The sequence below is a fragment of the [Flexibacter] sp. ATCC 35208 genome, from assembly GCF_001975825.1.
Classification (GTDB): Bacteria; Bacteroidota; Bacteroidia; order Chitinophagales; family Chitinophagaceae; genus Chitinophaga.
Window position 1 is genome coordinate 1 of record NZ_MTKN01000119.1, and the last position, 8937, is coordinate 8937.

Here is an 8937-nt window from a genome sequence, read left to right on the forward strand (position 1 = left end):
TGTAATTGCCGATTACACAAGGTTGAATTCATTGATTCAAGATTTGAAAGATTGCTTTCTATATTGGCCAATTTAGTAATCAGTTCATGGTTCTTCTTATTTAGACTAATTAACTCTTCTAATTGCTTAGTATGTTCCTGAAATATCTCTTTATTTATTTTTTCAAATTCATCATTTTTTAATTGTGCAATTGCGATCTTATAATTATCCTTCTGGAACCCAAGTATAGTTAACTCATTAGAAATCTCATAAATTAAGAATTCAATAGGCAGTATGCCTGTATATAAAATTGCTAACCATTCTTGTTCGTTATTTATTTCTAATTCAATAACAGGTGCATTCGTTATATTATGTTTGAGGTTTTCAATTTGTTTGGATAATGCCTCAATGTCGTTTTTATTTTTATTAAATAGCTGATGCTGATCGGCTAACTTATTTTGTAATGAATTTCGGCTAGTTTCAAAATTTTGAAGCTGAGAAGTTTTCTCTGAGAGTAATTGATCTATACGATGATATTCTGGGAATACGCTTAAAATTATATTAATTTGTTCAATTATCTGATTTGTCTCTGCCCTTAATGTCTGAAGGTTATCTCGTTCACGTTGTAGTGCTGCTAAGTCTTCAAATTTAATAATTTGTGTCTTATAGGCTTCTACCTTTTGACTTTCCATTTTTCGAGATTCAATAGAATCAAAATATTTATTAATACTGATTATTTCGTCAGTGCCGATTTTGGCCGCCTGTATATTGGCTATTTGATTGTCAAGTGATGCTGGATTAACTTGGCGTTTTTCATCTGCAATTTTGTTCTTAAAGTTCAGTACTTGGGATTCATTCATATCTAGGGATGGTGAAGGAATCTCTTGTTCTAAAGATTTTAATACAGAAATTGTAGAGTTAATTTGTTCTAAAAGGTTACTTTGTTTATTAGCTTTAATTTCTCTATTTCGTACAGCAATTTTCTTTTTATGTTCATTTATAGTCTCATTGCAAATTGTTAATAGAACTTTTAAATTTTTGAAATAGGTTGCCAGATCCTCTAAATCTGGATTTTTCATAAAAGTTTTATATCGATCAACTCCATTAATATCTTTGAGAAATGCGGATATCCATTCTTGAGATAGAATCACTCTTCTAAAATCCTCATTTTCGAGCGTATTATTTTTGGCATCGGTTTTATAACGATTTGAAAGTATTAGATCTCTTCTAACTAGTATGTTTTTTTCATCAAATATCTTAACGGTGGTTTCGAATGTAGAATCAGTGTGTCTCCAAACTTTTCGATTATTTTGATTGCTATTAAGCGCATCTATTGCCTGCTCAGTGATGTCCTCGTGTTGCCAGAATCGCTGAATGTTATTTGTCATACACCACTCTACAGCATCATAGAATGAGGTTTTCCCAAATCCATTGGGAGCATAAATAGAAACAAAATCTGCTACCTCTCCATCGGGAGTAGAGAAGTCAAAAGTTCCATCTTTGGGATTATCGTAAATTCTAAATGCTGATATTTCAATCCTCTTTATTTTCATCAGGTGTAGCTCTTTTTAGTTTCAATAATTCATTAAAAACGTCTTGGGCAGCGTCAATACGATGCCTTTTTTTAAGAACTTTTCCATCAAGTAGATTCCATAGTTCTGATTGTCTATTAAACGAACCAAATATTACAAGGACTCCTTTTTCAATTTTTAGATCATTATTCAGAATGTGACAACTAATGAGCGTAGAAAGTGACTCTTTTCCTTCAATAACAATTTTCCTACTTGAAAAAGTGCTATTTTCAATTTTGTATTTCAAATCATCACCTATGTTTTCCTGAATCTGAAAAAATAGATAAATATTCCATTTGCTAAATTGATCTTTAATTTTTGCCTGGAAATTGATGGCGATAAAATTTGATATGGTTTCCCAAATATTTTTCAACTCCTCTTCGTTTTTTAATATAATAGAAAACGCATATGCATAGCCTCTGCCTAATTGTACTCTTAAAGATGTTGAGTCGACCTTGAGCGTTTCTTTCATCTGATTGTCAATTAATGTATTCTCCATATATTTTCTTTAATTCTTCAAATACCTGTATAACATTCATGTTATTAAATGTTTTGAAATGCTTTTGTAATATTTCTTCTTTAAATACAGAAATATTAATAAAACGATACTTGTCTAATATGAATTCCTTTGGGGCGTCTATTCTAATTTGCTTCTGATATTCAAAGTCTTTTCTTATGTCGGATATATCGGGAACTATTTCTGTGGGATCAAAGACAAGGTCGGATAATGATTGATTATTACTTGCTACGATAACAGTTCCATTAGGTTCAAGATTCTCATAATTGGTTTCGTATAAATCACGAAGATGTTTGTGGAAGAAAATCTCATTTGTATTAGAATAAAAAAAGCGAATCTTTTGGAAAAGTTGATCAAATGATTCTTTTCGATAATCAATTGGTTTAGTTAACTGGGCAATAGCCAATACTTCTAGCCAAAGAATCCATAGTTTTTTCTTTAACAGGTGATCTGGTTGTTGTCCATGGAGCAGTAAAAGATTTTTGTCTACACTATTAAGAATTATTTGGGGTGTTAGGTTTTCCGTGATTGTAAATACTTGATCTCCTAAAACCTTTGTCATAAGCTTTATTGCATGATCAGAATTTCTTACGGGCGAAATTTTGAAGATTTCTTCAGTAAGGAACTTAAAATGTTTTATGTAATAAGGTTCAATACTTTCCAAGTGTCCTTCTGATGATATAATGATATGGGCAAAGTCCTTAATAGGAGTAAAGATTATACGCCCCAAGTTTTCTTCCTTTGATGGGACGGAACATTGAATACCTAACAATGACAGGTACCCATCATTTATACAGAATAAACCACCACCAGATTGTCCTACAATGTCATTATATAAAGGATTTCCTGGAATAGCAGCCTCGCGTTTCCCCTGAAAATTCTCAATATTTAGGGAAATATTACGATCAAGCCTTAAATCGCTGGATAATATTTCTGTGTTAGCTCGTCTTCTTATAGCTGGATAGCCAGCAAGAGAAATTTGACCATCAAATTTTTCAAATTCATCTACATAAAGTAAATCTGGAATGTCTTTTACTTTGGATATTTTGATTATAGCAAGATCTCTTTCTGTGTCCCGGAAAAAATTTTTATTCTCAATTAGTTTTAGTTCTTCCTGTTTTATTAACTCTTTTTGACCTTTTTTATACAGATAAATTCTGGCAACTGGTACTTCCTGCCCAGGATCGGGATTATTCACAACATGATCACATGTCAAAATATAGGTGGAATCTTCACATGACGGTTGAAAGAGAACACCACTGCCCTCATTAATACATACAATAAGTTCTATTATTTGATTTTCAATCATTAGGGAAAATAAATTCTGATTGTGAATTATTAATTGTGAAGGGCAGGAAATTATAATCTTCTTTTGAAAATATTTTTTGTGCCCTAGGTGGATAATTGAAATAAAGTTGGCAACCTGCTTTTTCTTTTATTAGCCTTGCTAATAATTGTTTATCAGGATGACCATGTATGTTGCCATTAGTACTAATTATATATTTATTGCTGTCAATAAGAGAGAGTAGTTCCTTGTTAGTATTGCCTTTACTTCCATGATGAGAGAGCTTTACAAATTCAACAAAAAGTGGAGCTTGCACAGTGATTTGTCGTTGTTTTAATCCTTCTATGACTACTGAAGGTTGGGAATCTCCAAGAAAAAGATAACGACGTCCTTCATAGTTTAGAATAAAAGCAATAGAACTCCCATTGGGTGCCCGCTGGTCTTCCTCGAAGGAGTCATTTTCGATTAAGTATTGGATCGAATGGTGATAGTCACTTGAACTACTGGTATTTAGGCCAGGGTCTGTCATTTTCCAAAATTTGAGTAAATAATTAAGCTTATCGTTATTGGGTGAAAGAAATTCAAATTTTGCATTCTCCCATTCAATATCACTTCCCTGAATGATAATATTTTTTCGCCAAATTCCTTTTTGCTCAATATATTGGCCAAATTTTACGCCTTGTTTTGCGCTGGTAAATGTGGAGTCAGTAGGAAGGCTTATTGGAGCTTCTAAATCTGGGTTCTCTTCTTTTTCTAGATATTTTGCAACCATAGCTCCTGAATTGAACCAAACTTCACCAATCATGGTGTGAGCATCGGGATCGTCTTCAAACCACCTCAGGATACCATTAATGTGATCATCATCAATGTGAGTTAGAATCAATAAATCGATTTTCTGATTCTCGGATCGTAATTGATTAATTAGAAGCTTAAGAGCTCCATCCTCAGGTTTCCCTTTTGGCCCTTTGGTCATATAGGTTGCACTTACACCTCCATCAATTAGGATGTTTTTCATGGCTGCATCTTTGGGTATCAATTTGATCAGTATACAGTCACCATTTAATGCTTCTAAAAAGCTAACTTTTAACATAAGTGGGTTGATTATGTATATTCTTAAGTATAGGAATTCTTAATGGCTATTGGAGCAATAACCCCGTAATACAGTTATGGTATCTGGGATATTGAGATGAAAATTGTTCTCGAACTTGCATTTTAATTAAACAACAATCTATTGATACTCAATTTAGGTACTTTTTATTAAACAGCCAATAACGGCTACCCCAATTTGAGATAGTGATAGATTATTGTTTAGTAGGAGTTATTTTTTTAATTCGTATGTGATTTTAAAACAGTAACATGATTCTTGTTGAATACGGTGATAATCTTTTAAATTTTCATTGCTCACTGGGTTATCTGTTAATAATATTATTAGTATAGCCAGTGGATCTTCATTATCCTATGGAGTTTACTATTACGTGGAATAATATTCTATTCAGTATTTCAGATAGCTGCTGATAACGATAATAGATTTTTTACATAACTGAGTGGTAGTTGTTTATTCCCAGCGGGCATGTTCTTCCATCAGGTCAAGGGAATCTCCATAGCTATAACCTGCATGCAGGAGCACAGCATACTCAAGCGGGTGTTGCTTAATAATGATGTGTTGAGCTTCTGATGGAGTAGTAGGGTAAAAGGCCGCGCCAGGCTCCTGGAAAAGGAACCATTCACCCTGCAGACTATTGCAGGAGGAACAATGGTTGTTCCAGTTTGTAGTGGCTGTTGTCTTTGAATAGCCTGGTTTAAAATGGGGGTAGTGTTGTTTTAGAAAAGTGGCCAGGTGGGCGGATAAGGTACTGATTTCCTGGAAGAGGGTGAAGAAGTCGGAAACATCACAGGAATTGGTTTCGCTATTGATTTCATAAAATGAAGGAGCGCCTAAGGCAATGACAGTATTAACATGACTACATTTCCAACAAGACCGATGCGCGTGGGCGATGATAAGCTCGGAAATAATGATATTCACTTCCTTTTCAGGTAGCCACTTAGCGACAGCGGGGAAGAGGTGGAGTTTCCCTTCGGGAAGATACCAGGTCTTGAGGGTAGGTTCCCAGAAGGCGCCGTTAGCTTTGGCCTGGTCTTTCTCAAAATATGGAACGTTTAATAACAAGGGGCTCATAATATGGTCTTTGGGTCAGTAAACTAATATAATAAAAATATGGGTATTGTTTAGCGGGGTCTGCTATAAAAAATGTCCGACCAGGATATGCATTAACATCCTGATACTTCAAATTGACACTCTATAAGGATCATTATTTTCTCATTCATGACAGGGTCTCTTGATCATCTTTTTTAAGATAATGGAAAGACCTTGGGTGTTTTTTTTGAGTCTACAGCCTATTTAAATTTTTTGAAGTCTTCATCATTGAGTATATCATAAAATATTGCAAGATTCTTCTTCTTACACTTCTTCAACACCGCATCATAAAACTGATCTGAACTCTCCAACGTCCTTAATATTACCGGCTTTATCAACGCAATAATCTGATCTTCATCTTTCATCACCTTTGTGTTTAAGAGAAGTATAGTTAATGTACACAATGGTCTTAATTCCAGGTTGTTAAATGCCCAACGGATCCAATTGAGTTTATCAAATAGTGTATAAGGGCATGTTTCTTCCCTACATAAATGTTTCATTATTGGATACCATATATGCAAATCCTTTAGTAATAGCTTAGGGATGAGAGCATTTAGAACTGGATATGCTTTTGAATGATACGGCACCTTGACAAGCGCGGCGACAAACTGTTGGGTCAGTTTTCTGTCAAGCTCAGGGACTTCGTCCATAAGTAATGCAAGGTGTTGGATAAGTACCAGATTATGCTCCTCATTGTTTTTTAAAGTGAAAAGCATACCGATACACATTTCCCTTGAATGACGATTTTCACCGTTTTTAATAAAACTGATCAGTTCCGGTACGATGATATCAAAATATTCCTCCATGTTGATGCAGGAGAGTAAGGTCTCGCAATTTCTACAATTTAATTTGTTTTCTTTTAATAAGATTAGGGTTTGATGAAGCATTTCTTCCGTGTATTCAGGTACCCGGATCAACCATGTAATTCCAGATAGCAGCTTATCGAAAGTCTTTGTATTCCTGATAATATCCAGCATAACAGGTGGAAGCCATTTAATATAAAAATGGTAATTACTTTTTCTTCGAAGAATATTAATATGCGATTCCAGCTCTGCACAATATTTATAGAAATCATATTCAAACTCTGGGTTTGATGCGACGATAAGGGAGCAGATTTCTTTTATAATAGGAGACAGGTGGGTATTGTCTTGCTTGTTAATGTTTACAAATAGTTTATCTCTGACATTGAAGGAGGTCTTGCGTGTCTTACCGTAGCAGTAGAATTGATGTAGAATGATACATGCAATGACGTTAATCATAGGTAAGTCACTCACACCATCGTAATCATATAGCCATTGCATGATGGTGTCAATAGTTTTGTCACGTTGGATTTCCAGGTATCTGTGTAAGGCTTGTTTAGTAGAGAATGGAGCAATAGGTTCTAAAAATAAATTTTGAGGATCATATATATGGCAACTGAAATAAAAATGGATGAAGTGAGGACTCATGGTTTCGGTGGATAAGGCTATCTTGATGAGCTTGAGTTGATTGGGGTAGGATAGATGCGAATGGAAGACTAACGGACCTACTTCCTGGGGAAGGAAGAACCCGTTTTGTTCATGGAGGGTGAATGTCTCAATAGTTGTATAGTGTTTATCAGGATGGGATAGGTGTTGTATGGTGTTGATTAATATATCGACAGCTTTTTCTTTTTCAGGGTGGTTATTGACGATGGAGGATAGTAATTGTTGCATGACGTGGGTTACGTCCTGCTTTAGAAAAGAGTGTTTTGCGATCAGCCAGGGAAGGCCTTTCCTTTGTGTAGGGTTTAGTTGATCCCATGGTAGGTGTAGATCGAATGATTCGCCAGTCAGGAATTCTCCAATCCAGGGGAAGATTATTCTGATGCCATTGTTTGACAGGAAAAAGAGATTTTCCTGGATAAGTATGGGGACAAGGTCAGGATGGTCTTTTAGAATATGCTGGTATATATCGTATGATAACCAGTGATTTTCGGAATGACTGGCTAAGAGAATAAGAAGGTCGTAGATAGTATTAGAGGGTATATTGGTCAGTCTGGCAATGCTGGCACATTTTCTTTGAATATAGGTAGCTACTAATGGGTAATCATCTGGAACTGCCGATATAGCTTGTGAAGAAATATCATGTAAAAGTCGGATTACAAGTGGATGACTCAACCTGGAGATGGTTTTGAATTTTTCTGGTAGGTTATATAATAAGAATGCCTCTTTGGTTTCTTTAACATTGAAACTTCCCATTCTTATACCCGGATGCTTATAGAAGGGGGTAGTGGAAGTGATGATCAGTTTTATGTTCGTGTTCTTTGCCCAGCCAATGGAGTGTTTGATCCACGAGTTAAACTTACCGGCGAATTGATTGCTTATTTCATTTAATCCATCTATAAATATGATACATTGATTATTGTATATACTATTGCAGGCGGTGTGCATTAAGTCATCAATTGTGATGGTTTCCTGGGGATGGTCTGTGAGCTTTTGTTGTAGTAATCTTTTTATTTCTCCTCGCAGGCCATGCGGTCTTAGTTCGAATTGCCAGGCGGAAAAGAATAAAACATATCCTGATGAGATGGATAGAGTAGCTGCGTGAGCTAATAAAGAAGTTTTGCCTACACCATTATCGCCAATTATAAATTTAAGATGGCCTGCGCTATGAATGAATGTGTGTATTTTGGTTTCTTCATCGCGCGAGCAATAATACTCGGGCAAATAGATGCCTTTGTCGATCAGGTTATTGATAGCAGTGAGCACCTGTAGATTGAAAATGGTTCTGACTTCGCCATTTCTTCGAAGATATTGTCTCAGCGAATATGTATTTGAAAGATATTCTCTGAGCAATCCAAATTGTCCCGTGCTATTTGGGTTCTTTAGCGGGAGCACTCTGGAATATCGATCTGATATTTTTATACCCCACACGTTTAATTTGTCTTTTTCTAAAACTGGCAAGCCATGCATACCTGTTGTTTGTAAAAGATAATCACATTTGTCAATTCTAAGATCCTCGAACTCCCAGGTGGTTTTGCCTGGAGATAGTACAGGTTCGGTGACTTCTATGATAATTTCAGCCAGGTGTGAGAAATATAAAAAATAAGGGGTGTCTTTTTGGATGTGGATAACGGCTATGTCATTCCGATGAGATGAATAGTACTTGTTTATGACTGCATCGTATTCATGACCATAGTAATCCCGGATGCGGATATTTTGCAGGTTTGAAATAAGATGATAACAGGTGATAGCCAGTCCATGAGGGTCAATAAAGAAACCATAGCCTGTAATCTGGTTGTCGGCGTCAAGGATGGAAATAATGGATAGTGAAATGTGACTTTCATTATGGAGAGTCATAGGGTTGCATTTAGGTTGAGGGAATGGGTTATCTATATAGGGTTATTATACAATGAAGTTGTTTAGTCTTT

General features: G+C 35.4%; 6 protein-coding genes. All 6 read right to left on the minus strand.

The window, feature by feature from the left end; translation table 11 throughout:
• The coding region (locus BW716_RS33655) for an AAA family ATPase (protein ID WP_143709195.1) at positions 1-1532 on the minus strand (1532 nt) is incomplete at its 3' end.
• The gene (locus BW716_RS33660) at positions 1513-2049 is read right to left on the minus strand and encodes an ABC-three component system middle component 1 (RefSeq protein WP_083730444.1); all 537 of its coding nucleotides are present in this window, start codon (positions 2047-2049) and stop codon (positions 1513-1515) included. The genes BW716_RS33655 and BW716_RS33660, both read right to left, overlap by 20 nt.
• Positions 2030-3376 carry an ABC-three component system protein gene (locus BW716_RS33665; RefSeq protein WP_083730445.1) on the minus strand — a complete coding sequence of 449 codons (1347 nt, stop codon included), beginning with the start codon at positions 3374-3376 and terminating at the stop codon, positions 2030-2032. The genes BW716_RS33660 and BW716_RS33665 overlap by 20 nt, the downstream gene beginning before the upstream one ends.
• Positions 3369-4442 (minus strand): ComEC/Rec2 family competence protein, encoded by a 1074-nt coding sequence (locus tag BW716_RS33670; RefSeq protein WP_083730446.1) that lies wholly within the window; start codon positions 4440-4442, stop codon positions 3369-3371. The genes BW716_RS33665 and BW716_RS33670 overlap by 8 nt, the downstream gene beginning before the upstream one ends.
• Positions 4443-4907: 465 nt before the next feature.
• Positions 4908-5528: a DUF5710 domain-containing protein gene (locus tag BW716_RS33675; protein ID WP_083730447.1), complete on the minus strand. Its 621-nt coding sequence runs from the start codon at positions 5526-5528 to the stop codon at positions 4908-4910.
• 218 nt (positions 5529-5746) lie between these two features.
• Positions 5747-8866: a trypsin-like peptidase domain-containing protein gene (locus tag BW716_RS33680; protein WP_083730448.1), complete on the minus strand. Its 3120-nt coding sequence runs from the start codon at positions 8864-8866 to the stop codon at positions 5747-5749.
• Positions 8867-8937: the final 71 nt, after the last annotated feature.

Coding starts and splice junctions, on each gene's coding strand:
- BW716_RS33660 (WP_083730444.1), bottom strand. CDS start 2,049: ATGGAGAATACATTAATTGACAATCAGATGAAAGAAACGCTCAAGGTC.
- BW716_RS33665 (WP_083730445.1), bottom strand. CDS start 3,376: ATGATTGAAAATCAAATAATAGAACTTATTGTATGTATTAATGAGGGC.
- BW716_RS33670 (WP_083730446.1), bottom strand. CDS start 4,442: ATGTTAAAAGTTAGCTTTTTAGAAGCATTAAATGGTGACTGTATACTG.
- BW716_RS33675 (WP_083730447.1), bottom strand. CDS start 5,528: ATGAGCCCCTTGTTATTAAACGTTCCATATTTTGAGAAAGACCAGGCC.
- BW716_RS33680 (WP_083730448.1), bottom strand. CDS start 8,866: ATGACTCTCCATAATGAAAGTCACATTTCACTATCCATTATTTCCATC.